Origin of the sequence: Anaerotruncus massiliensis (ex Togo et al. 2026) (genome assembly GCF_030825285.1) — a bacterium.
Classification (GTDB): Bacteria; Bacillota; Clostridia; order Oscillospirales; family Ruminococcaceae; genus Anaerotruncus; species Anaerotruncus massiliensis.
Genome location: NZ_JAPJQF010000010.1, coordinates 37,315 through 60,814, shown reverse-complemented (window position 1 = coordinate 60,814; position 23,500 = coordinate 37,315). Strand labels below are relative to the sequence as shown.

The window sequence follows — 23,500 nt, the reverse complement described above, 5'->3', positions numbered from 1 at the left end:
TTTTGGACGTTACCGCGCGGAGGCAAGCTCGCTGGCGGTGGCGACCGTGTGCCGGGCGGTGCGGTTTTTGACGCCGAGGATGACGCCGGACACGATCGGGACGAAGACGCAGTAGGAGGCGACGGTCACGAGCTGGGAGAGGGTGAGGGGGACGGCGCGGAACATTGGGGCCAGCAAGGGGTTGTAGATCGCGAAATACATGATCACGGCGGAGCTGAGCACCGCGCCCACAAGCTTGAGGTTGTTGAAGGGGTTGATCGCGAAGATGCTCTTCGTCTCGCTCTTGCACTCGAAGACGTGGATGAGCTGCATCATGACGAGCGCGAGCAGCGCGCCGGTGCGGGCGGTGTGCAGGTCGCCGCAGGAGCGGATGAGGGAGGTGAACACCCCGAGGGTGCAGATGCCGATCAGCAGCCCGCGGATGACGATCGTAAAGCCGAGCCCGTTCGAGAAGACCGATTCGTCGGCGCGGCGGGGTTTTTCGCGCATGACGTCCTTGTCGGGGGGCTCGAGGCCGAGGGCGATGGCGGGCAGCCCGTCGGTGGCGAGGTTCACGAGCAGGATCTGGATGGGCAGCAGCGGAACCGGCATGCCCATGAGCATGGCGAAGAACATCGTGACGACCTCGCCGATGTTGCAGGAGAAGAGGTAGCGGATGAACTTGCGGATGTTGCGGTAGATGACGCGGCCCTCCTCGACGGCGGACACCAGCGTGGCGAAGTTGTCGTCCATCAGGATGACCGAAGACGCCTCCTTGGTGACGTCGGTGCCGGTGACGCCCATCGAAACGCCGATGTCCGCCTCCTTGACGGCGGGCGCGTCGTTGACTCCGTCGCCCGTCATCGCCACGACGTTGCCCTGCTTTTTAAGGGCGCGCACGATCCGCAGTTTGTGCGCGGGGGTGACCCGTGCGAAGACGGAGATGCGCTTGATTTCCCGGGCAAGCGCCTCGTCGCTCATCCCGTCGAGCTCGCTTCCGGTGACGACCCGGTCGCCCGGCTGGTAGATCGAAAGCTCGGCGGCGACCGCCTTGGCGGTCACGGCGTGGTCGCCGGTGATCATGACCGGCCGGATGCCCGCCTCGCGGCATTTGGCGACCGCGCCGTAGGCCTCTTTGCGGGGCGGGTCGAGCATGCCGGCGAGCCCCGCGAAGATCAGCCCCTGCTCGCCGCGGTCGTCGGGGGAGGAGGCCTCCCGGTAGGCGAAGCCGAGCACGCGCAGCGCGCGTCCCGCCATCGCCTCGTTTTGGGCGGCGATCTGCCTGCGCAGCTCGGGGGTGAGCGGGACGATCCCGGATTTGGTGGCGCACCGGGTGCACCGCTTCTGGAGGATGTCGGGCGCGCCCTTGGTGAAGAGGAACCGCCTGCCGTCCTCCCGGCGGACGATGACGGACATCATCTTGCGGGTGGAGTCGAAGGGGATCTCCCCCTCGACCTCGTAGGGACGGGATTCCCGGTAGAGCCCCGCCTTGGCGGCCATGACGAGCAGGGCGGCCTCGGTCGGTTCTCCGAACACCTCGAGCTCGCCGCCCTTGGAGAGCCCCACCAGCCCGCGTAGCCCCTCCCGCTTTGGGGTGACGGAGGCGTTGTTGCAGAGCAGCGCCACGTCGAGCAGCATGGCGGCGGAGGGGAAGTCGCAGGGCTCGACGACGCGCCCGTTGAGGGTAAACTGCCCGGTGCTCTCGTTGCCCGCGCCGCTCACCTCCAGGCGGCAGTCGAGGGTCTGGACCGCCTTGACGGTCATGCGGTTCTCGGTGAGGGTCCCGGTCTTATCCGAGCAGATGACGTTGGCGCAGCCGAGCGTCTCGACGGCGTGCAGCCGCCGGATGAGGGCGCCCCGCTTGACCATTCGCCCGACCGAGAGGGCAAGCGCGATCGTGACGACGGCGGGCAGGCCCTCGGGGATGGCGGCGACGGCCAGCGAGATGCCGGTGAGCAGCATATTGAAGGGGTCCTCGCCGCGCAGGATGCCGGTGACGGCGACGACGCCGCAGATGACGAGGCAGGCCACGCCGATGACCTTGCCCATCTGGGCGAGGCGCTTCTGGAGGGGGGTGGGCTGCGCCTCGATGCCGCCGAGCATGTCCGCGATCTTACCCATTTCGGTGTCCGCGCCGGTGGCGGAGGCGCGGCAGATCGCCTTGCCCTGGGTGACGAGGGTGCCCATGTAGACGAGGTTCTTTTTGGCGGCGGCGGCGGGGTCGGCGGCGGGGGACTTTTCCACGCCGGCGGATTCGCCGCTGAGCATCGATTCGTCGCAGAGGATGCCGCCGCCCCCGAGGATGCAGCCGTCGGCGGGGACGCGGTCGCCCGCCTTGAGGCAGAAGATGTCCTGCGGGACCACCTCGCTGGCGGGGATGCTCCGGGCCTGCCCGTCGCGCACGACGACCGCCCAGGGTGCGGAGAGCTCGCCGAGCTTTTCGAGGGTGCGTTCGGTGCGGTACTCCTGGAAGAAGCCGAGCAGGGCGTTGATAAAGACGATCGCGACGATGGTGAGCGCCTCGGTGTATTCCCCCATCAGCGCCGAGACGACCGTCGCCGCGAGCAGGATCATGATCATGGCGTCGCGGAACTGCCCCGCAAAGATTTTGAGCATACCGGCTTTCTTGCCCGCGCGGATGCGGTTTTCCCCGTGCTCGGCGAGCAGTTTTTCGGCCTGTCGGCCGGTCAGTCCCTGATAGTCCTCCATAGGATGTTTCAGTCCTTTCCCGTCAATACTCTTGTCCCTAATATCTATTCCGGACACGTATGGGATATGCCTTCGCGGGGAAGGGCGGAGGGACGCGAAACGCCCGCCCCGCGCAGGCGGGGCGGGCGTTTTTATACGCAGAAATGCGGGTCAGAACTGCGAAAGCTCCTCTGGGGAGAGATCGCTCGCGGGCGGCTTCAGCGCCGCCTCGGGGTCGGTGTCGTTGTTCTTGCGGGGTTTGCCCCGGAAGAGCAGGTAGAAGGTCGGCAGAAGCAGCAGCGTCAGCACGGTGGAGGCGGTCAGGCCGCCGATGATGACGATTGCCATGCCCTGCATCGCCTCGGCGCTCTCGCCGATCGCAAGGGCCATCGGGAGCATCGAGAGGACGGTGGTCAGCGTGGTCATCAGGATGGGGCGCAGGCGGCTGCGGCCCGCGTAGATGAGCGCGGTCTCGGCGTCCATGCTGCCCCGGTAGCTGTTGGCGGTATCGATGAAGAGGATACCGTTGTTGACGACGGTGCCGACGAGCATCAGGAAGCCCATCAGCGAGGGCATGCTCATCGTCACGCCCGACAGCAGCATCAGCCCGAAGGAGCCGATGAGGGAGAAGGGGACGCAGATCATGACGATGATCGAGAAGCGCGCGGATTCAAACTGCATCGCCATGACCATGAAGACGAGCAGGATTGCGGTGAGGATGGCCCCGCCGAGGGCGGAGAACTCCTCGTTCATGCTCTCCATCATGTCGCTCGTGGCGATCGAAACGCCGGTGGGCAGGATGCCCTCGACCGACTTGGTGACCTCCTGCGTGATCTTCGCGGCGTTCCTCTCGGCGGCGGTGGTGAGCTGGCCGGAGACGGTCACGATGTACTGGTTGTTCTGGCGGTCGATCTGGAGGGGCGCGTTGGAGTACTCAATCGTCGCGATGTCCAGGAGCGGGACCTGCCGCCCGCCGGGGGCGGTGAGCATCAGCCCGGACAGGTCCGCGACCGTCTGGTAGCGGTCCTTGGGGTACTCGATGCGGATGTCGTACTCCTGCCCGTTGACGCGCAGCGTGTCGGGGGAGTTGCCCTCCATGATGTTGTAGACGGTGCCGATGACCTGCTTCGGGGTGAGCCCGACGGCGGTCGCCTTGATCGGGTCGACCTTGATCTCCGCCTGCGGGTCGCCGGAGGAGACGGTCGAGGTGACGCGCACGACTTCGCCGCGCCCGCGCAGCTGCTCTTCGATCTGCCTGGAGACGCCGCGCAGGGTGTCGAGGTCGTTGCCCTGGATATTCACGTCGACGCTCGAGCCGCCGCCCATCATCGACATCATGCTCGAGGCGCTCACGTCGACGTCGTAGCCGACCGTGTTGGCGGTCTGGGCGCGCCAGATGTCGACCCATTCCTTGGTGCTCTTCTCGCGGTCGCCCCGGAGATAGACGGAGATCGAACCGCCCCCGCCCGACGAGAGCATCGAGCTGCCGCCGCTCGACAGGGAATAGCGTTCCACGTCGGGGCATTCGGCGACCATCGTTTCGAGGCCGGTGAGGATCCTGTCGACCTCCGCGAGCTTGAGCCCCGGCTTGGTGTCGACCGAGATCGAGATGGAGCCCTGGTCGATGTCGGGCATCAGCTGCATCGGGATGAAGAAGACCATCCCGACCGAAACGACGAGCAGCACGACGGAGACGATGACGACCAGCGCCTTGTGGCGGAAGGTCTTTTTGAGGAAGCCGCCGTAGGAGACCTCCACCTTTTTGAGCCAGAGGCCGAACCTGCCCTCCCGCTCGACCGGCTTGAGGCGGCAGAACATGAGCGGGACGATGGTCAGCGCGGAGATGAGCGACGCGGTCAGCGAGAAGATGATCGTGAAGCCCAGCTGGCGGAACATCTGCCCGGACAGGCCCTTCAGGATGCTGATGGGCAGGAAGACGACGATGGTGGTGATCGTCGAGGCGATGATCGAGCTGGTGACGAACTTCGCGCCCTCGAGCGCGGCCTCCCGGTGGGTGAGCTGGCGCTCCTGCCGCTGGAAGCAGCTTTCGAGCACGACGATCGAGTTGTCGACCATCATGCCGACGCCGATGATGAGCCCTCCGAGGGAGACGACGTTGAAGGAGAAGCCCATCATGTTCATAAGGATGAGGGTGGTGAGCACCGAGACGGGGATCGAGCTTCCGACGATGAGGGAGGCGCGCCAGTCCCGGAAGAAGAGGAAGAGCACGATCATGCAGAGGATGACCGCGCCGATCAGCGTCTGGATGACCGTCTTGATCGAAGCGAGGATCTGCTCGCTCGAGTCGTTGATGACCGACATCTCGACGCCGATGTTGCTGTCGTTGATTTTGTTCATCGTGTCGATGACCGCGCGGGAGACGTCGACGGTGCCGGCGCTCTGCCGCTTGGTGATCGAGATCATGACCGTCTCATGGCCGTTATAGCGGCTGATCGAGCCGGCCTCCTCGGTGCCCTGGTAGACGTTCGCCACGTCGGACAGGTGGATGACCTGGCCGGTGGGGAGGGTGATGGGGATGTTTTTGAGCGATTCGACGGTGTTGTAGCTGACGCCGCCGCGCAGGGAGAGCTCCTGGTCGCCGCGGTCGACGCTGCCGGCCGGGATGGAGAAGTCGGCGGCGCCCACGAACCCGATGATCGTGTTCATGTCGAGCTTATACTGCTTGAGGCGCTCCTCGTTGAGGGTGACGCTGATGTAGTCCTTCTGTCCGCCCATCACGTCGGCGGTGGCCACGCCCGAGAGCTTTTCAAACTCGGGCTTGACGTCGTCGTCGATGAGACGGAGCAGGTCGACGTCGCCCGTGGCGTTGGCGGAGAGGACGATGCTCGGCATCATGTCCATGCTGACCTCGATGATGGTCGGGGTCTGGGCGTCGTCCGGCAGGGTGCTCTTATACATGTCGAGCTTCTCCTGCAGATCCATGTGCGCCACGTCCATGTTGGCGCCGTAGTCCATCTCGAGCATGACGAGCGACATGTTCTCCTTGGACTGCGAGGTGACGTTCTTGACGCCGCTGAGGCTCGCGGCCGAGTCCTCGATGACCGAGGTGACGAGGTCGTTGACCTCCTCAGGCCCCGCGCCCGGATAGATGGTGAGGATGATCATGGCGGGCATCTCCATGTCGGGCATGAGCTCGAGCGGAGCCCCGAGCATGGCCGAAAAGCCGAAGACCACCAGCGCCAGCACGACGATGAACATCGACACAGGGCGCCTGATCGCAAGTTTCGTTAAATTCATAGGGCGTCAGTCCTCCTGTGCGCCGCCGAAAGCGGCGTCGGAAGCGGCGTCGTCCGGCTCGGCCTGCTGGCCTTCGGAAGCGGCTTTTGCGGAGGACGCCTCCTCCGCGGCGTCCTCTCCGGAGGAGGCCTCTTCGGAGGCGGCGCCGGAAGAGGCGGCCGCGGCCTCGGCCGCCGGGACGACGGCGGCGCCGTCGGTGAGGTTGGGGTGCCAGGTGGAGATGATCCGGGAGGCGGCGGTCAGGCCGGACGTGACCTCGACCGACTCCTCGTTGGAGATGCCCGTCTCGATAAAGGTTTTGACCGCGCGGCCGTTCTCGAGCAGGTAGACATACGCCGCGCCGTCCTCATAGTAGACGACGCTCTGCGGGATGAGCAGGCTGCCGCGCGCCTTGGCGGTGTCGGCGGTGACCTTGACCGAAAGCCCGGTCAGAAGGGCGCCGTCGTCCTCGTCGGCGGAGGCTTTCACCTTGAAGAGTCCGGTGGCGGGGTCGACCATCGTGCCGACCTCGGCGATGGTGCCCTCATAGGTCCTGCGGCCGTTTTCGATCGTGACCTTGTCGCCGGCCGCCATCTGGTCGACCGCGTCGGCGGGGACGTAGAAGGTGACCATGAGGGTTGATTTGTTGGAGACGGTGTAGGCGGGGCTCGACTGGGAGACCAGCCCCTGCTCGGAGACGTTTTTCTGCTCGATCACGCCGTCGATCGGGGAGGTGACGCGGGTGTATTCGAGCTGCTTGGCCTGCGCCTCAAAGGCGGCGGTCGCCTGCCCGAGGGAGGCCTTGGCGACCTTGATCGCGTCGTTATGTACCGCGTCCTTGGTCAGCTCGTAGATCTGCTCGGCCGACTCGTAGGCGGTCTGCGCGTTGCGCACGGCGGTGCGGAGCTGCTTGTGCTGCGCGTCGTCGCCGTCGTCGAGGTCGTTGTAGTTGGCGCGCATCATCAGGTACTGGGCTTCCGCCTGGTCGTAGGAGGCCTCGAGCCCCTGCTTCTGCGCCAGCAGACGTGCGACTTCATCCGGGTCCCCGGCCTCCTGCGCCTGCTTGATCGCCGCGTCTTTTTCGGCGATCTGCTGCTTCAGGCTCTGCATCGACTGCTGGAAGGCGGCCATGCCGTTCGAGATGTCGTCCATCGAGTCCTCGGTGCCGTCGTTGTAGTCCCGCAGGCTCTGGCGGGCGTTCGAATAGGCGTTCTGCGCCTGCTTGAGCTGGCTTTCGAGCTGGATCATCTGCATGTCGAAGGAGCTGCCGAGCGCCTGGTCCATCTGGGCCTGCGCGCTCATGAGCTGCGCCTGCGCGATGTTCACCGACAGCTGGATGTCGGAGGGGTCGACTTCAAAGAGGAGCTCGCCCTTTTTGACCTCGTCCCCGACGTTCTTATGGACGGCCAGCACGGTGCCGGCGACCTTCGGGAAGACGCTGACGAGCTCATCCGGTTCCACGGTGCCGATGAACTCGGTGCTGAGGGAGAGGTCCCCCGTTTCGGCGGTCACGGTTTCCACATAGATGCTTTTTTCCTGGGCGGCCGTCTCCGCGGCCTTGGGGGCACAGCCGGCGGTTCCGGCCATCAGACAGACCGCCGTCAGGCAGGCTGCGAAGCGCGTGCGGTTTTGGTTCATGCGGATATCCCTCCAAATAATATAACAAAAATACAACAGGCTTAATCATAGTCCTTCTGTATGAACTTTTTTTGAACTCCCGAACCCGTAGAGCGGACTTTGGCGGAAATTTAACCTTTTGTTCATAAAAATCCGATATACTCAACATGGACTTGTGAAACTTTCTTAGGGGCGTGATGCGGATGTTCCATATCCTGGTGGCGGAGGACGATTACAGTCTGCGGGAATTGATGAGCGACTACCTGGCGGAAAACGGATACCAGGTCTATCAGGCGAAAAACGGCGCGGAGGCGCTCGCGGTCATGGAGGACGCGCACATCGACCTGCTGATCTGCGACATCATGATGGCGGAGCTGGACGGCTACCGGCTGACGCAGGAGCTGCGGCAGGCGGGGTACACGCTGCCGGTCATCATGGTGACCGCCCGGGAGACGCTGGAGGACAAGCACCAGGGCTTTCTGGCGGGAACCGACGACTATATGGTCAAGCCGGTCGATTTCGAGGAGCTGCTCTGGCGGGTGTCGGCGCTGCTGCGGCGGGCGCAGATGGCCAGCGGCCACAAGCTGCGCATCGGGGACATCGAGCTCGATTACGACGCGCTCTCGGTGACGGACGAGCACGGCACCGCGGTGCTGCCCAAAAAGGAGTTCCAGCTCCTCTTCAAGCTCCTGAACGCCCCCGGCAAGACCTTTACCCGCCAGCAGCTGATGGACGACATCTGGGGGCTTGACTCCGACGCGGACGAGCGCACGGTGGACGTGCACATCAAGCGCCTGCGGGAAAAATTCGGCGGCCTGCGGCAGTTCAAGCTCGTGACGGTGCGCGGGCTGGGCTACCGCGCGGAGAAGCTGGTATGAACGCGGGTAAAAGGGACGGCCGCGAGACGGCCGACATCCTGCGGATTCACTCGGTGCGCTTCAAATACCTGGTGACCCTCTTCGTGGTCATCTTCCTGGCGTGCGGGATCACCTATCTGGTCACCTTCATCAACATCTGGGGCAGGATGCAGCAGTCGGCCGAACTGCAGATCCAATCGGTCGTGGACATCTTCGCGGGGTTCATGGACCGCTCCGGCCTGACGACGCGGGACATCGTCGACGAGCTGAGAAAGCGCCTCGACGTCGTGGAGGTCTACGAGCGCGCGGATGAGCTGCCCGGACCCTTTTCCGGCGCCGCGCTCGAGCCGGGAAAGCTCGAGATGCGCACGGTGGAGGGCCGTTTTGAAGGGGCGGTGCGGATGCCGGACGGCTACCTGTACCTTTCGGTCACGCCCCCGCCGGGCCAGTTCACGGGGATCCGGAAGCTGGTGCTACAGACCCTCTTCCTCTGCGCGGCGATCGCGAGCCTCGGCGCGGTGGTCGCCATCCACCGCGCCATCCGCCCGTTGCAAAAGCTCAACCAGGCCATCCGGCAGGTGGCGCGCGGCAACTTCGACGTGCACGTCGACTTTGAGAGCCGCGACGAAATGGGGGTCGTGGTGCGCAACTTCAACTGGATGGTCGGGGAGCTGCGCAACATCGAATATCTCCGCAAGGACTTTGTGAGCAGCGTCTCCCACGAGTTCAAGACCCCGATCGCCGCAATCCAGGGGAGCGTCAAGCTGCTGACCTCGGCCCCCTATGGGAAGCTCAGCGAGGAGAAATTCCAGAAATACACCCGCCTGATCTCCGACGAGACCGACCGCATGGCGAGCCTCTCCTCCAATCTGCTGCGCCTGTCCAGGCTGGAAAACCAGTCGACCGCGGAAAACCCCACCGTCTTTTCCCTCGACGAACAGATCAGGCGCTGCATCCTGCTGCTGGAAAACCAGTGGCACGCCAGGCACATCGACCTCGACATCCAGCTCGACCGGGCGGACTACCGGGGGGACGAGGAGCTCGTGCAGCAGCTCTGGCTGAACCTGCTCTCCAACGCGATCAAGTTTACCGGCGAGGGGGGCAATATCTCGGTCAAGCTGCGCCGGGTCGTCGGCGGGCTGCGGGTGGAGATCGCCGACGACGGGATCGGCATGTCCCCCGAGACGCAGCAGCGCATCTTTGAGAAGTTTTACCAGGGGGACGGCTCCCACTCCCGCGAGGGCAACGGCCTCGGGCTTTCGATCGTCAAACGGATCCTCGACCTGCACGGCGGCGCGATCAAATACGAGAGCGCGCCGGGCGCGGGGACGACCTGCACGGTGACGCTGCCCGACCGGTAAAATTTTCTTCCCGGGGATGCAATACACGCCGGGACATGCTATGATATCCATGAGAATACCGGCCCCCGGGCCGCTGCAAGGAGGATTCCCATGAAACTGGTGATTCTGGAGCCGCTGGGCGTGGAAAAGGAAAAACTGCTGGCGATGGCGGAGAAGGCCGCCGCCGGGCGGATCGAAATCGTTTCTTATGACACCCGCGCCGAGGACGTGCCCACGCTCATCGAGCGCAGCCGGGACGCGGACGCGGTCGTGCTCTCCAACCTGCCCTATCCGCGCGAGGTGATCGAGCGGTGCCCCGCCCTCAAGCTGATCCTGGTGGCGTTTACCGGCGTCGACCATGTCGCGATGGACGCCTGCCGGGAACGCGGCGTCACCGTCTGCAACTGCGCGGGCTATTCCACCGTCGCGGTGGCCGATCTCGTGTTCGGGCTGCTGATCGCCCTCTGCCGCAGCATCCTTCCCTGCGACCGGGCGGTGCGGGAGGGCGGCACCAAGGCGGGGCTTATCGGAACCGAGCTGGAGGGCAAGAAGTTCGGGATCGTCGGCGCCGGGGCGATCGGCCTGCGCGTCGCGCGCATCGCCGAGGCGTTCGGATGCGAGGTGGTCGCCTACAGCCGTACCCAAAAGCCGGAGACGGGGCTGCGCTATGTCGGCCTCGACGAGTTGCTCTCCGGCTGCGACGTCGTGTCGCTGCATGTGCCGCTCAACGACGGGACGCGCGGGCTCATCGGCGCGCGGGAGCTGGGCCTCATGAAGAAAACCGCCTTCCTCATCAACACGGCGCGCGGCCCGGTGGTGGACAGCGCGGCGCTCGCGAAGGCGCTGTCCGATGGGGTGATCGCGGGCGCGGGGATCGACGTCTTCGAGACCGAGCCGCCCATCCCGCGGGACCATCCGCTCTTTTCCGCCCCCAACCTGGTCGCGACGCCGCACGTCGCGTTCGCCACGAAGGAGGCGCTTGAAAAGCGCGCGGTGATCGTCTTCGAGAACCTCGCGGCGTGGCTGGACGGCGCGCCGGAAAATGTCGTCCGGTAAGAACTGCAAAAGGCGGGACCCATTTATGGGTCCCGCCTTTGTTATCTTCCGTAAAAGATGACCATGCTCAACTCCACGGTTCCGGTTCCGGCGTTGCGGTAGCCGTGGGGACGGTCCGCGGCGAAGCGGATGGAGTCCCTGGGGCCGAGCGGGTAGTCCGTGCCGTCGACCGAAACGGCCGCATCCCCGGAAAAGACGGTGATGCTCTCCTCGGTGCCGGGCAGGTGGGGAGCCGCCTCAAGATGTCCGCCCGGTTCGATTTCGATGCGATAGAGCTCGAAGGGATGCGTTTCGTCGAAGGGGAAAACGGGGTATTTGCGGTAGTTGCCCGCGTCCTCCAGAAGCGGGGAGGCCTCCGCCGCGCGCACGACGGAGGTGCCCCCCTCCGCGCGCTCGAGCAGGGCGGAGAAGGAAATTTTCAGGCCGTTCGCGATCTTCCACAGAACCGAGATGGTGGGGTTGACATCCCCGCGCTCGATCTGCCCGAGCATGCTTTTTGAGACGCCGGTGAGCTGCGCGGCGGCGTCCAGACTCAGCTTCCGGTCGTCCCGGAGCCGCCTGAGGTTGCAGGCGACGGTTTCTTTTACATCCATGGCGTCCTCCCAGTCCGAGCTTGACAATATAATGCACATGATATACAATATAGTGCATATCATATCCTGCACAAAAAGATGACTATATTATACATCTGTTTGCCGAGGAGGTCAACCGCCATGTTCCATCCTGCATCTTTTCTGGCCTATATCTTCGTCACCGCCTTTACGCCCGGCCCCAACACGATCCTGTCGATGTCCAACGCGGGACGGCTCGGCTTTCGCCGCAGCTTCCCCTTCAATCTCGGAATCTGGGCGGGGTTTTCGGTGCTGATGCTGCTCTGTGGGGTGTTCTGCGGCGCGCTCTACACCTTTCTCCCGCGGATCAGGCCGTTCATGCTGGTGCTCGGCGCGGCCTACATGCTCTGGCTCGCGTGGCGGACGCTGTGCAGCTCCTCCCGCCTCGAGGAAAGGAAGGGGGGCGCGGGCTTCCTGGACGGTATGCTGCTGCAGTTCGTGAACGTGAAGGTGATCATCTACGGCGTCACCTCCCTGTCCGCCTATGTCCTCCCTTATTTCCGCCAGCCGCTTGTTGTGGCCGGCTTTGCACTCCTGCTGGCCTTTGTCGGCTTCCTTGGGACGGTTTGCTGGGCGCTCTTCGGCAGCCTCTTCCACCGCCTCTTCTCCGAACATGCCCGCGTGGTCAACCTCGTGATGGCGCTCCTGCTCGTCTGCTGCGCGGTGTCCCTCTTTCTCTGAGCATCCGCGGGGGAAACGAAAAATAGCTGCGGCCGCCCCGCGTAAGCGGGGCGGCCGCAGCCGTGAGGAAGACACGAACCGTAATTTACGGAGAGATCAATCAGACATCGTCGAAGCCGGTGAAGGCAACGATACGGCTGATGCAGCTCTCGCCCTCGGTGAACTTCCAGGGGAAGCAGCCGATGACGCAGCGCTTGTTGCTCAGCTCGTCGATCTGGCCGCCCAGGCACTCGGCGTGGATCGCCTCGTAGGGCTGGCAGAAGAGCTGGATGTGCATGGCCTGGTAGTTCTTCGGCCACTCGTAGATCTCGTTGAGGTGTTTGCCATAGCGCTCCATGAAGATCTTGTCGCAGGCCTCGGCCTCCATAGGCTCCCAGTCACGGATCTTGGTGTTCATCGGATGGTCGGCGGAACCGCAGTCGACGCCGATCCACTTGATTTCCATGTCGCGGACCCACTGGATGAAGTCCATTGACGGGCCGGGGTGACGCAGCATGTAGCGCTTCTCATCCGCGGTCGGCTGATCGAAGCCGTATTTGTGGTAGCCGGTGTTGATGATCAGGATATCGCCCTTGTGGACGTCGGCGCGGTCGGTGATGTCCTTCGGGGTGTAGATGCCGAAATCCTGCGCCATATCGGACAGGTCGACCACGACGCCGGGGGCGCACAGCTTGGTCAGCTCGAGGGACGCGATGTCGCGGCCGGCGGTATCAAAATGCAGGGGGCCGTCGAGATGGGTGCCGACATGGTTGGAATGGGTCACCAGCTGGCCGTTCGCACCGTTCGGCGCCAGGCGTTTGAAGAATTTCATCTGCATGGGCTCATAGGTCGGCCACGGCGGGGTGAGGATACCAATCGGGATGCTCAGGTCATAGATTTTCACGTCGCTCCACTTGCTCATAAAATTGCCTCCTTAAGATTGAATTGTATGTAGGTATACAAACGACTGTTTTCAGGTCCCCATGGGGACAGGATACGGGAGAGGGGAAGGAATTATTCCATCCACTCGCCGCACGCCTCAAGCGCATCCTCGAAGCACTTCATCGGCGGGCTGACGATACCGGCGCCGACCTGGCCGACGCCCATGTCCTTGTGGGCGATACCGGTGTTGATGATCGGGCGGATGCCAGTCTCGATGACCTTGCGGATGTCGATGCCGGTGGCGCTGCCGCGGAAGTTGAGGGCCGGGATCTGGTAGGTGTTGCCCTCGCCCTCGGTGATCTCATACATCTGGGTGGAGTACTTGATGGAATCGGCCACGGTGCCGCCGACGAACTGGACGATCGCGGGGGCCGCCGCCATGCAGAAGCCGCCGATGCCGGTGGTCTCGGTGATGCAGCTGTCGCCGACATCCGGGTTGGCGTCCGCCTGGGTGTAGCCGGGGAAGTAGAGGCCGTCGATGATCTCCGCGGGAGCGGTGAACCAGCGGTTGCCGAAGCCGGAGACGCGGATGCCGAATTCCGTTCCGTTGCGGGCCATCGTGTAGACGATGGTGCAGTAGGGGATGTTGCCCACGGGGTCCATGGTGGATTTGCAGGCGGGCATCGTGAGGTTCAGGAAGGTGTGGTCGTTGGAGTTGAGGAACTCGAGGACCTTGACGATCTTCTCCAGCGGGAAGTGGGTCTGCGCGATCGCGGGAGCGAGCTCACGGATCAGCAGGGAGGTGCCGGCCTTGTTGCGGTTGTGGCCCTCGTCGCCCATCTGCAGGACCTGCGCGATCATCGTCTTGAGGTTGATCTCGCCGTGGATGGCGATGGCTTCCTTGACGATCGGGTAGAACTCGTTCTGGATCCATTTCAGGCGGTCGATGACCTCGTCGCCGAAAGCGCCGAAGCGGAGAACCTTGCCGAGGCCCTCATTCACGGTGCAGTACGCGTAGTTGCCGGAGGTCTTGTTGACGACCTTCCAGACAGGCATCGAATAGGTTACGATACCGGCCATCGGGCCGACCGCGTTGTGGTGGTGGCAGGAGTCAAAGGTGATCTCGCCCGAGGCGGCCAGCTTTTCGGCCTCCTCCTTGTTGGCGGCGAGGCCCTCGTAGATGAGGCCGCCGATGACAGCGCCGCGGACCGGGCCGCACATTTTATCCCAGGTGACCGGCGGGCCGGCGTGAAGGATGGTCTTCTTGGTCATACCGGGGATGTCCTCACCGGCAGTGCCCATCCCGACGAGCGTCGGCTGTGCGCCGAGGATGCGTTTTAACGCCTCCGCGTTGGCTTGGTTGATCTTTTCGCCCAACGTCATTGTAAATTCCTCCTGTTATCTGAAATTTGTGAATAGAACCGCGAAGATTTATTTGAGCATTCCGAGCAGGGACGCCATCTTCTTGTTTCCGCCGGCGACCGGCTTCCAGTCGACGTGGATCGCTTCCTGCTTCTGGGTCTTGAGGTCCTCGTAGAAGGACTCGATGCCAAGGTTGACGATGTGCAGCTTTTTATTGAAGAGTTCGTTGAGTTTGCTCATGTTCCTGACCCCCTTACTTGATGTTCGAGATGATCCGCTCAACAAGGCGGGTCGCCTGCGAGTTGGTGGGCATCACGACCGCGCCCGCGTCGCGCAGCTGCTGCTGCGTCTTGGAGAGGGACTGCGGGTCCTCCTCGGTGCCGCAGACGGAGGTGATGACGCTCAGGTAGCGGCCGTCCTTCTCGGCGTTCGCCTTGGCGGTGCGGATGGCGTCGGCAAGGTCCTCGGCCGGGTTGGGATGGGAGCCGTAGCCGATGACACAGTCCGCGAGGATGACGGCGACCGTCGGGTCGAGCGACTCCTTGACCACGCGCTCGGCGCGCAGGGACGGGTCGATCATCGGATGCGGGCGGCCGCGGGTGAAGTCGTCGTCGCCGTAGTCGAGGCAGGTGTTCTCGACGCCCACGTTGACGTCCTCGAGCTTGAATTCGGGCTTCAGCGGGATGTTGGAATAGACGCCGCCGAACGCCTTGGTGAGCATCTTCATCGCCTCGTCGCAGAGGGTGCCGCCGGTGTAGAGGCCGCGGACGTACTTCTGCGTGGGAGCGAACTTGGCGGTCTCCGCCTTGACGATCGCGTCGATCTCGGCGTCGGGGGCCGAGAAGCCGGTGAAGTCGACGACCGGCTCGCCCTTGGAGAGGGCGACCGCCTTGCGGGCCGCGTCCTCGAGGGAGAGGGCGGGGATGAGGCCGTATTTTTTGACCTGCTCGGGATCGCCGCCGACGAAGCAGACGACGACCGGCTTGCCGGAAGCGGCGGCCTGCTTGAGGATCTTATCCGCGATCTCCTCGGCCGGAGGCTTGGAGGTCAGCGCGATGACCTTGGTCTTGGGGTCCTGGATGAGGGCGTCGAGCGCGAAGGTCATCATGAGGCCGCCGATCTCGATCTTGAGGTCGCGGCCGCCAGTGCCGATGACCTGCGAGACGCCGCCGCCGAACTGGCCGATCAGCGAGGAGAGCTCCTGGGTGCCGGTGCCGGAGGCGCCGACGATGCCGATGTCGCCCGGGCGGATGACGTTCGCGAAGGCGAGCGGGACGTTGTTGATGATCGCGGTGCCGCAGTCGGGGCCCATCATGAGCAGCTCCTTGGAGACGGCTTTCTCCTTGAGGCGCTTCTCCTCCTCGATCGTGACGTTGTCGCTGAAGAGCATGACGTTGATGTCGTGGTCGAGGCACTCGTCCGCGACGCCGGCGGCATACTTGCCGGGGACGGAGATGATCGCCAGGTTGAGCTGGTCATCCATCTTGATGGCGGAGGAGAGGGTCGGCGGATAGTAGTTGGCGCTGCTGTTCTCCTTCTTCTTGGTCAGCAGTTCGTCGACCTTCGCAAGGGCGGCAGACATGACGTCGTCGTTTTCGCACCTGATGGCGACGAAGAAGTCGTTGGCGGTGATCGTCTCGAACTCGGGCGTCACAAGGCCGAGGTTGTGGGCGATGTCCCGGTTGAGGTCGGTGCCCATGCCGACGAGGGCCTCCTCGACGCCGTCGAGTTTCTTGAGGTCCTTGGAGATGAGCATGAGGGTTACCGAGTCGTAATAGGTATTCTGCTTGATATCCAGCTTAACCAATGCCGATTCCTCCAATATGTTAGATTTTTGCGCCGAAATAGATACCGCTGAGGATGTCCGTCCCGGACGTTTCCCCAAAGGTTATGACTCTGGAAGCAGCGCTTTCGAGCGACTGCGTGGGTCCGTTTGAAAAGAGCTGCCCGACCGTGTCGAGCACGTCCGCGGAGAGCAGGCCCTGCGATGAGCGGATGAGGAAGCTGCCGCTGATGACGTTGGTTTTGACGCGCGCGGCGCAGCCCATGCGCTGGGTGATGTCCATCGTGCGGAGCACGCGGCCCCGCGCGCCGCCCCGGGCGAGCATCGCCGCCATCATCCCGCACAGAAAGTCGTCGGAGGAGGGGGTGAGGCCCGGCCCGCAGCCGGCCATCGCGCCGGCCGCCGCGGAGATTTCCACGATCTGCCCCGTGTGCAGCGCGTCGAAGAGGCGCCGGACGCGGGGAAGCAGAAAAGCGGTGTAGTGGTTGTGGGGGAAGCGCTCCGCATAATCCGCGGAAGACCCCTCCTCCAGGTGGAAGACGAGCGGCGCCATGCCCTCCGGCTTGCCCTCCTCGCCGATGACCCCCGCGAGGCGTTCGAGCCTGTCGGACAGGTCGGGCGGGACGATCAGCTCCTTGCGTTCGAGCACCGAAAGGTCGGTGTCCAAGGCGTTCGTCAGATCCACGCGCAGCGTCCCGGCGGACGCCTCCCCCGGCAGGAGCATCGCGCTCATATCGGGCCGCAGCCCGAGGGCGGGGAAGGGGATGTCGGTGTCGATGCGCACCGAAAAGGGATAGAGCGGGCGGCATTTGGGAAGCAGCGTCACGAGCCCGAGGGGGGTGACAAGGTTGACCGCCCGGTCAAAAACGGAGTGAACGGTTGCGGGACAGCCCCCGGCGGGGATCGATCTGCGCAGGCTGTGGCAGACCTCCAGTGCCGGGACCGCGCCTTCATCTGTCTCTCTGCACATCATAAATCTTCAGCGCGATCTGCAGATTGAGAAGCTGGTCGGCGTTGTCGAAGCTCACGCCGGCAAGTTCCTTGATCCGCTGGATGCGGTAGGCGACGGTGTTGTAGTGGACGCCCAGCTCCTCCGCGAGTTTTTTGAGATTGCCCCCGCACTTGAAGTAGGTCTGGAGCGTCCGCACGAGCTCGGAGTCGTGGTCGCGGTCGTAGTCGACGAGGACCTTGAGGGTCTCGGTGTAGAAGGACTGCAGCTCGTTCTGGAGGGTGTCGCAGGAGAGGAAGCGGTAGACGCCCATATCCTCGAAATAGTGGACCCGCACCCCGCCCACCGAACCGCACCCGGCGGCGCGCTTGGCTTCGGAGCAGCTTTTCCACAGGTCCGCGGTGTCGGGGTAGGCCCTGCCGATCCCGATGCTGATGAACTCGAGCAGCCCGTCGTCCGCGAGCGCCTTGCCGAAGACTTCCATGAACTGGGAGACCTCCTGCTTGCAGAGCGCGGGAGAACGGGAGCTCTGCTCAAAGACGAGCACGATGTTGTCGCACTTGTTGACGAAGAGCAGCTTGTAGGAGGCGCTGCGCGACAGGCGGCGCAGGACGCGCACGATGTTGTTGTTCATCTTGTAGAGCGCGCCGTTGGAAAGGGAGAGGGAGTTGTGCGAATTAATCACCTGGACCACCGCCACCTGGTGGATGGCCTCGATGTCGAAATCGAAGTATTCGGCGTTGGCCAGCGCCTTGCGCTGGCTGAGCTCGTCGTTGACGAGCAGGTCGTCGAGGAAGGAGACCTTGTGGTTGTTCTCCATCTCGAAGAGGGAGATCTTTTTGAGCATCTCCAGCGCGATCAGCGAGGTGGAGGCTTCGATGACGGCCAGGTCCACGCTGGTGACCTCGCGGTTGTCCTCCCACATGAAGATGTAGCCGTAGAGCTTCTTGTCGCTGTAGATGGGGACGGTGATCTTGCTGCACTCCCGCCCGTCCACCTTGCACAGCTCCCGCCAGCTCAGGGCGTTGTCGCTGCCGTGCCGCTCGCCGGAATTGTCCCGCACGCAGTTTTCCATCTGGCGGTAGATCGCGTCGCGGCGACTGTAGGTGGCGGAGATGACGTAGGAGGAGAAGAACTCGTTGTAGATGGCGACGCTGTTGCCGTAGCGGTTGTGCAGCGTCTGGGTGATCGCCTGGAGGTTCCCGCCGCTGAGCATCGTCGCGGTGAGCGACTTCTGCAGGTCGTAGATGTCCATGAGCACCTGCGCCTGGTTGTTGACGATGGTGGTCAGCACGGGGGTGATGATCTTGGAGAAGGAAACCTCCGGCGGGATCTCAAAGATGGGGAAGGAAAGCGCGTTGGCGGCGTTGATGACCGCCTGCGGGGTTTCGCGGATATACCGCTTGGGCTTGATGCCCAGCCCCACGACGCCGCGACTGTTGAGGGCGGGGACCAGCTCGACGAGCTTTTCCACATCGTCCTTGATCGAATAGGCGGTGGTGACGATCAGCTCCCCGCCGCTCACCCAGTCGATGATGTCGGGCACCTCCATGACGTTCATCGAGGTGACGACGCGGTCGAGGCCGCCCCTGCCCGCGATCAGCTTGGCGCCCTGGAGAACCTCCATCTCGAGCACCGACCTGACAGAAATGCCGTATGTTTTATCCATGGGGGAACCTCCTAACGGACCGGCTTACCCTGTCATTACTTTCATCATACTATTAAAAAAAGCGAAGTCAACATTTGTTGTGTAAAATATACAATGTAGAAAAATTCGCTTTGTTTTGATCGACTTTGACATAGGAGTTTTTCAATATAAATGGCCCAAAAAATTGTGAAAATAGCCAAAGAAGTCGGAAAAATAAACGAATTGTTAAAGGAATGCCAATTTTTAGAGCGCAAAACGCTGTGGAACTTTTACAACCTCACAAAACCTTCTCAGGAGGGGCCGCCGTCCCGCCCGCCTGACGGGCGGGACGGCGGCACAGGGGGAGGGACACGCAAATCAGAGCGGAATGTTGCCGTGCTTCTTCTCGGGGATCGACTGTTCCTTGCCGCGCAGCATCTCGAACGCCGCGACGATCTTCTGGCGGCTCTCGGCGGGGTGGATGACGTCGTCGACAAAGGCGTGCTCGGCCGCCTTGTAGGGGGTGGCGAACTCGGCCTTGTACTGCTCGATCGACTGGGCGCGCTGCTCGGGGCCCTCCTTGCGGAAGATGATGTTGGCCGCGCCCTCGGGGCCCATGACGGCGATCTCCGCGTCAGGCCACGCGAAGGAAACGTCCGCGCCGAGCTCCCGGCAGCACATCGCGAGGTAGGCGCCGCCGTAGGCCTTCCTCAGGATGAGGGTGACCTTGGGCACGGTGGCCTCGCTGTAGGCGTAGAGCATCTTGGCGCCGTGGCGGATGATGCCGCCGTACTCCTGGTGGGTGCCGGGCAGGAAGCCGGGCACGTCGACGATGGTGAGCAGCGGCAGGCCGAACGCGTCGCAGGTGCGGATGAACCGCGCGGCCTTGTCGGAGGCGTTGATGTCGAGACAGCCCGCGCCGACCTTCGGCTGGTTGGCGATGATGCCGACCGCCTGCTTGTTGATGTGCGCGAAGCAGGTGATCATGTTGGTTGCGTAGAGCGGCTGGTAGTCCATGTAGTCGCCCCGGTCGACGATGCCGCGGATCACGTCGTACATGTTGTAGGCGCGGTTGGCGTTGTCGGGCAGGATGGTGGCCAGCTCGGGCACGAGGCGGTAGGGATCGTCGCCGAAGTCGATCTCAGGGGCCTTTGCCTTCCAGTTGGAGGGCAGGAAGGAGAGCAGGCGCTTGATCTGCGCGATGCAGTCCTGGTCGTTCTGGGTCATGAAGTGGGCGACGCCGCTCTTCTTGTTGTGGGTGGTCGCGCCGCCGAGGTCCTCGCCGGTGACGACCTCGCCGGTGACCGTCTTGATGACGTCGGGGCCGGTGATGAACATCTTGCTGGTCTTGTCGACCATGAAGATGAAGTCGGTGAGCGCGGGGGAGTAGACCGCGCCGCCGGCGCAGGGCCCCATGATCGCGGTGATCTGGGGGACGACGCCCGAGGCGGCGGTGTTGCGGAAGAAGATCTTGCCGTAGCCGGAGAGGCCGTCGATGCCCTCCTGGATGCGCGCGCCGCCCGAGTCGTTCATGCCGACGACGGGCGCGCCGACCTTGCGGGCGGCCTCGAGCACGTGGCAGATCTTGTTGGCCTGCATCTCGCCGAGCGAGCCGCCCATGATCGTGAAGTCCTGCGCGTAGGCGAAGACGACGCGGCCGTCGACCTTGCCGTAGCCGCAGACGACGCCGTCGGTCGGCTGGTGCTTCTGGGGCATGTCGAAGTAGGTGCAGCGGTGGGTGACAAAGGTGTCCATCTCGACGAAGGTGCCCGGGTCAAAGAGCAGCCCGAGCCGCTCGCGGGCGGTCAGCTTTCCGCCGGCGTGCTGCTTTTCGATCGCCTTGGCGTTGCCCTGGTAGATCGCTGTTTTGCGGGCAACAAGGTCTTCGATCTTATTCATTTTGGTTCCATCCCTTCATAGTCTGGTACCGGCGCGGCGGCCGGGAGTTTCGCCGGGAAGCCCGGCGGGGGTCGTCACGCGAGCGGCGGCGTGGAAAGGGGCGGGCGGCGCAGGTGGCTGTGCTGCTCGAACCCGTAGGCGATCGAAATGAGCTGCGGCTCCGCGAAGGGGCGCCCGAGAATCTCCATGCCGACCGGCACGCCGATGGGGGCGTCGTCCGAGGGGGTGGAGAAGCCGGCGGGCACGACGACTGCGGGATAGCCGGTCACCGAGCCGATGACGCCGTTGCGCTCCTGCTGGCTGCCGCCCGTCTTGCAGACGAGCTGCTGCTGGTGCGGGTAGACGATCGCGTCGATCGCGTATTCGTCCATGATCGCGAGCACCTGCTTCTGGAGCTCGGCGCGCTTTTTGAGGCGCTCGTTGTAGGCGGGGGTTCCCACGTCGTAGCCCATCGCCTCGTCGAGGTTGCTCTTGAGGCCGGGGTGGTACTTGCCGCTGGCGAGCACGTCGGCCAGCGAGTGGATGGGGGCCGCGTCGCCGAAGCCCTCGAGGTACTGGCCGAGGTGGGTCTTGAGGTCGTGAATATGTACGCTGACGTTCTTGACGAGGTAGCCCGAGTCGATCTTTTCGGCGATGTCGACAAGCTCCGCGCCGGCGTCCCGCATAATCTGAAGGCTCTTTTCCATGCAGGCGTTGACCTCGCGGTGCAGGTCGTCGTCGGGGCCGAAGAAGCTGCGCAGCACGCCGATACGCCTGCCGCGCAGACCCTCGTCGTCGAGGTAGTCGAGGTAGCTCGCCGGGATCTTGCCGAGGCAGGCCTCGGTGACGGGGTCCTTCGGGTCGCTGCCGGCGATCACGTCGAGCACGGCGGCGGCATCCGCCACGGTGCGCGCGAGCGGGCCCGCGGTGTCCTGCGTCAGCGAATAGGGGACGATGCCGTCCCGGCTCACCAGCCCGATGGTGGGGCGGATGCCCACGAGGGAGCAGGCGGAGGAGGGGGAGCGGATCGAGTTGATCGTGTCGGTACCGATGCCGACGATGCCATAGTTGGCCGCCAGCCCCGCGCCCGTGCCGCCCGACGAGCCGCCGGGGGTGCGGGTGTGGTCGTAGGGGTTGTAGCTCTGGCCGAGGATCGAGCTGATCGTCTCACCCCAGACGGCGAACTCATGCAGGTTCGTCTTGGCGATGATGACCGCCCCCGCCTCGCGGAGCTTTTTGGTGATATAGGCGTCCTTGTGGGTCTCGAACCCCTCGAGGGAGAGGGAGCCCGCGGTGGTCGGCATGTCGAAGGTTTCGCAGTTGTCCTTGAGCAGGACGGGGATGCCGTGGAGCGGGCCGGTCAGCCCGTCGGCCTGGAACCGCTCGTCGAGGCGGTCGGCCTCCTCGAGCGCGTGGGGGTTCACGAGGATGACCGCGTTGAGCTCGGGGCCCTTTTTGTCATAGGCCTCGACGCGGGCGAGGCAGCCCTCGATGAGCCGGCGGCAGGTGAGGCGCCCGTCGAGCATCGCCTCATGGACGGAGGCGACGGTCGCCTCCTCGAGCACGAAGGGTTTCCCGTTGTGGTTCTCGCATCTCTCGTCGGTCATGGCGCTCACTCCTTCTTCGGCAGCGTGTCGATGTAGGCCTTGATGTCGTCCTCCGAATAGCCGAGGATGTCGCGCAGGACCTCGACGTTGTGTTCGCCGACCTGCGGGGCGGGCTCGCTGGGGAGCTCATCCTCGGGCGGGACGGTGCTCAGCTTGACCGGGTTGCCCGCGACCTTGACCTTGCCCATGTGGGTCTGCTCGACTTCGACGAGCATGTTGCGGTAGTTGATCTGCGGGTCCTCGAACAGCCGGTCGATCGAGTTGATCGGGCCGCAGGGGATGCCGTTGTCGACGAAGATCTTGAGCCACTCGTCGGTGGTTTTGTCCTTGATCCGCTCCTGCATCAGGTCGCTGAGCTCCTGCATATGCTTGTTGCGCTCGGGGTTGGTGGAGAACTTGGGATCGTTGATGAGCTCCTGGCGGCCGGTGACCTCGCAGAACTTGGCGAAGAGCTTGTTGTTGCCGGCGGCGACGATGACCCAGCTGTCCTTGGTGCGGTAGGCCTCGAAGGGGGTGATGGACGGGTGCTTGAGTCCGAGCGGCCGCGCGACCTGGCCGGTCGCGGAGTACTTGGCGATGGCGTTCTCGAGGATGGCGACCTGGCAGTCGAGCATCGAGATGTCGACAAGCTGGCCCTCGCCGGTCTTTTCGCGCTCATAGAGGGCGGCCAGCGCGCCGTAGGCGCCCATCATGCCGGCGATGATGTCGCCGATCGAGGTGCCGACGCGCACGGGGTTTCCGTTCGGCTCGCCGGTGATGCTCATGACGCCGCCCATCGCCTGGACGATCATATCGTAGGCGGGCCTGCCGGAATAGGGGCCGGTCTGGCCGAAGCCGGAGATCGCAACATACACGCAGCGGGGATTGATCTTCTTGACGTCCTCATAGCCGAAGCCCATCTTGTCGAGCGCGCCGGGCTTGAAGTTCTGAACGAACACGTCCACGTTCTTGACCAGGTCGGTCAGCACCTTTTTGCCCTCGGGGGTCTTGGCGTTGACTTCGAGGCTCTTCTTGCCGCGGTTGATGCTCAAAAAGTAGATGCTCTGCCCTTCCACATAGGGGCCGTAGGCGCGGGCGTCGTCGCCCGAACCGGGCATCTCGCAGTGGATGACCTCGGCGCCGAGGTTGCGCAGCATCATGCCGCAATAGGGGCCCGCGAGGACCTTGGTCATATCCAGCACCTTGATGCCGCTCAGTGGTTTGGTTGTCATAGTGTGATTCCTCCCGTTTCATATAATGTATACAATCTTCCACGGCCGGCCGCCGTTTGCCGCGCCGGCCCTATGAGAAAGCCGGCCCCGCCGGCGGTTTTTGAGACGAAATCAATTACCTGTTGTAATAACTCCATATCATGTGCTATACTTACA

17 protein-coding genes are annotated in these 23,500 nt (G+C 63.8%); 4 read left to right on the top strand and 13 right to left on the bottom strand.

The genetic code is table 11. The annotated features are described in order from the left end of the window. Positions 1 to 9: 9 nt before the first annotated feature. The 3 genes from RCI06_RS05360 to RCI06_RS05350 all read right to left on the bottom strand — a co-directional run bounded on the left by RCI06_RS05360 (position 10) and on the right by RCI06_RS05350 (position 7,542). Positions 10 to 2,688, bottom strand: a complete 2,679-nt coding sequence (locus RCI06_RS05360; protein WP_306574807.1) for a cation-translocating P-type ATPase — start codon at positions 2,686 to 2,688, stop codon at positions 10 to 12. A gap of 150 nt (positions 2,689 to 2,838) precedes the next feature. Then, a complete protein-coding gene (locus RCI06_RS05355; protein ID WP_277138618.1) occupies positions 2,839 to 5,925 on the bottom strand; it encodes an efflux RND transporter permease subunit in 3,087 nt (1,028 codons plus the stop codon). 6 nt (positions 5,926 to 5,931) lie between these two features. After that, positions 5,932 to 7,542, bottom strand: coding sequence for an efflux RND transporter periplasmic adaptor subunit (locus tag RCI06_RS05350; RefSeq protein WP_306574804.1), 1,611 nt, complete (start codon positions 7,540 to 7,542; stop codon positions 5,932 to 5,934). Positions 7,543 to 7,724: 182 nt separating this feature from the next. On the opposite strand from RCI06_RS05350, the gene RCI06_RS05345 reads away from it, so the two are divergent. The 3 genes from RCI06_RS05345 to RCI06_RS05335 all read left to right on the top strand — a co-directional run bounded on the left by RCI06_RS05345 (position 7,725) and on the right by RCI06_RS05335 (position 10,774). Then, entirely contained in the window at positions 7,725 to 8,399 is a 675-nt protein-coding gene (locus RCI06_RS05345; protein WP_101549930.1) for a response regulator transcription factor, read from the top strand. Continuing rightward, on the top strand, positions 8,396 to 9,739 hold the full coding sequence (locus RCI06_RS05340) for a cell wall metabolism sensor histidine kinase WalK (RefSeq protein WP_101549932.1): 1,344 nt from the start codon (positions 8,396 to 8,398) through the stop codon (positions 9,737 to 9,739). The genes RCI06_RS05345 and RCI06_RS05340 overlap by 4 nt, the downstream gene beginning before the upstream one ends. A 90-nt stretch (positions 9,740 to 9,829) precedes the next feature. Next, positions 9,830 to 10,774, top strand: a complete 945-nt coding sequence (locus RCI06_RS05335; protein WP_121587401.1) for a 2-hydroxyacid dehydrogenase — start codon at positions 9,830 to 9,832, stop codon at positions 10,772 to 10,774. Between the two features lie 41 nt (positions 10,775 to 10,815). Here RCI06_RS05335 and RCI06_RS05330 read toward each other — a convergent pair whose 3' ends face one another. Then, positions 10,816 to 11,367 carry a helix-turn-helix domain-containing protein gene (locus RCI06_RS05330; RefSeq protein WP_306574801.1) on the bottom strand — a complete coding sequence of 184 codons (552 nt, stop codon included), beginning with the start codon at positions 11,365 to 11,367 and terminating at the stop codon, positions 10,816 to 10,818. A gap of 120 nt (positions 11,368 to 11,487) precedes the next feature. Between RCI06_RS05330 and RCI06_RS05325 the strand changes: the two genes are divergently transcribed. Next, positions 11,488 to 12,066 carry a LysE family transporter gene (locus tag RCI06_RS05325; RefSeq protein ID WP_101549938.1) on the top strand — a complete coding sequence of 193 codons (579 nt, stop codon included), beginning with the start codon at positions 11,488 to 11,490 and terminating at the stop codon, positions 12,064 to 12,066. A gap of 100 nt (positions 12,067 to 12,166) precedes the next feature. Here RCI06_RS05325 and RCI06_RS05320 read toward each other — a convergent pair whose 3' ends face one another. The 9 genes from RCI06_RS05320 to RCI06_RS05280 all read right to left on the bottom strand — a co-directional run bounded on the left by RCI06_RS05320 (position 12,167) and on the right by RCI06_RS05280 (position 23,344). Continuing rightward, positions 12,167 to 12,967, bottom strand: a complete 801-nt coding sequence (locus RCI06_RS05320) for a cyclase family protein (protein ID WP_101549940.1) — start codon at positions 12,965 to 12,967, stop codon at positions 12,167 to 12,169. A gap of 92 nt (positions 12,968 to 13,059) precedes the next feature. Continuing rightward, positions 13,060 to 14,310, bottom strand: a complete 1,251-nt coding sequence (locus RCI06_RS05315) for a DUF1116 domain-containing protein (protein ID WP_101549942.1) — start codon at positions 14,308 to 14,310, stop codon at positions 13,060 to 13,062. A gap of 48 nt (positions 14,311 to 14,358) precedes the next feature. Then, positions 14,359 to 14,529 (bottom strand): fdrA domain protein, encoded by a 171-nt coding sequence (locus RCI06_RS05310; protein ID WP_101549944.1) that lies wholly within the window; start codon positions 14,527 to 14,529, stop codon positions 14,359 to 14,361. A 13-nt stretch (positions 14,530 to 14,542) separates the two neighbouring features. Next, positions 14,543 to 16,096, bottom strand: a complete 1,554-nt coding sequence (fdrA, locus tag RCI06_RS05305) for an acyl-CoA synthetase FdrA (RefSeq protein WP_276870182.1) — start codon at positions 16,094 to 16,096, stop codon at positions 14,543 to 14,545. Positions 16,097 to 16,115: 19 nt separating this feature from the next. After that, a complete protein-coding gene (locus RCI06_RS05300) occupies positions 16,116 to 17,042 on the bottom strand; it encodes a DUF2877 domain-containing protein (protein ID WP_276870179.1) in 927 nt (308 codons plus the stop codon). Further along, entirely contained in the window at positions 17,023 to 18,690 is a 1,668-nt protein-coding gene (locus RCI06_RS05295) for a PucR family transcriptional regulator (RefSeq protein ID WP_101549951.1), read from the bottom strand. The genes RCI06_RS05300 and RCI06_RS05295 overlap by 20 nt, the downstream gene beginning before the upstream one ends. A 336-nt stretch (positions 18,691 to 19,026) precedes the next feature. Continuing rightward, positions 19,027 to 20,547 (bottom strand): acyl-CoA carboxylase subunit beta, encoded by a 1,521-nt coding sequence (locus tag RCI06_RS05290; RefSeq protein ID WP_101549953.1) that lies wholly within the window; start codon positions 20,545 to 20,547, stop codon positions 19,027 to 19,029. Between the two features lie 74 nt (positions 20,548 to 20,621). Then, the gene (locus RCI06_RS05285; protein ID WP_306574797.1) at positions 20,622 to 22,133 is read right to left on the bottom strand and encodes an amidase family protein; all 1,512 of its coding nucleotides are present in this window, start codon (positions 22,131 to 22,133) and stop codon (positions 20,622 to 20,624) included. Positions 22,134 to 22,138: 5 nt separating this feature from the next. Next, positions 22,139 to 23,344, bottom strand: coding sequence for a CaiB/BaiF CoA-transferase family protein (locus RCI06_RS05280; protein ID WP_101549957.1), 1,206 nt, complete (start codon positions 23,342 to 23,344; stop codon positions 22,139 to 22,141). Between the last annotated feature and the right edge of the window lie 156 nt (positions 23,345 to 23,500).